Here is a 781-nt window from a genome sequence, read left to right as displayed (position 1 = left end):
CTATACCCACCATGAAAGATATAATGGGAAGGGTTATCCCGCCAGGTTAAAAGGGGAGAAAATTCCCCTGGGGGCAAGGATCCTTGCCGTGGCAGATACCTTTGCGGCAATGACTTCTGACCGGGCTTATAGAAAAGGGTTGAGTAAAGAGATGGCCATCGAGGAGCTAAAAAGGGTGGCCGGGACTCAGCTTGATCCTGAGCTTGTGAAGGTCTTTGTCGAGATGTTGATGTCTGGTGAGAAAAAATAGTTTTAGCTTAGAATGTACAAACGCTCATGATTATTTGACCGAGGAAGGAAAACTTGTTAAGATGTTATTAGTAAATTTTTAAAAAGTTATGAGGGAAGATTAGATGTTTAAGTATAGGCTTGAAGTTACAAAACAAAAATTTGTTACCGTCGCCCCCCCGAAATTCGGGTTTCTCTCTTCTTTTTTAATACCAATTTCAAAGAAGCATTTTCAGGAAAATCCTATTTTTTTACAGATTAATAAAGGATTATTAATATTAAACTCGAGGACTATAATATAACCGTCTTTGGGTTTAATGTTTTCAGGGTGTATAAAAATGAAATTAAAACTTAATTTAAAAGATAAAATTTTAAAACTGAGAAGATGGATAGAGAAAATCAAAGAAAATAGAGAGGGTAAACCAGCGATGAAAACGATTACCCATGAACAGAACTTATTACAGGCCCTTATGAATAATATTTCGGATTCCATTTACTTTAAGGATAAGGAGAACAGATTCGTGATGGTAAATAGAGCGAAAGCTGAGCATTC

2 protein-coding genes are annotated in these 781 nt (G+C 36.5%); both read left to right on the top strand.

The genetic code is table 11. The features are described 5' to 3' along the window. The coding region (locus tag COZ07_RS01885; protein ID WP_406606902.1) for an HD-GYP domain-containing protein at positions 1-250 on the top strand (250 nt) is incomplete at its 5' end. Positions 251-566: 316 nt separating this feature from the next. Next, a partial coding sequence (locus COZ07_RS01880; protein WP_406606901.1) for a hypothetical protein occupies positions 567-781 on the top strand: 215 nt, incomplete at its 3' end.

Source organism: Candidatus Infernicultor aquiphilus (assembly GCF_002784285.1).
GTDB lineage: Bacteria > Atribacterota > Phoenicimicrobiia > Phoenicimicrobiales > Phoenicimicrobiaceae > Infernicultor > Infernicultor aquiphilus.
Note: the sequence above shows the minus strand (reverse complement) of the source record. Positions and strands in the feature narration are given on the sequence as shown.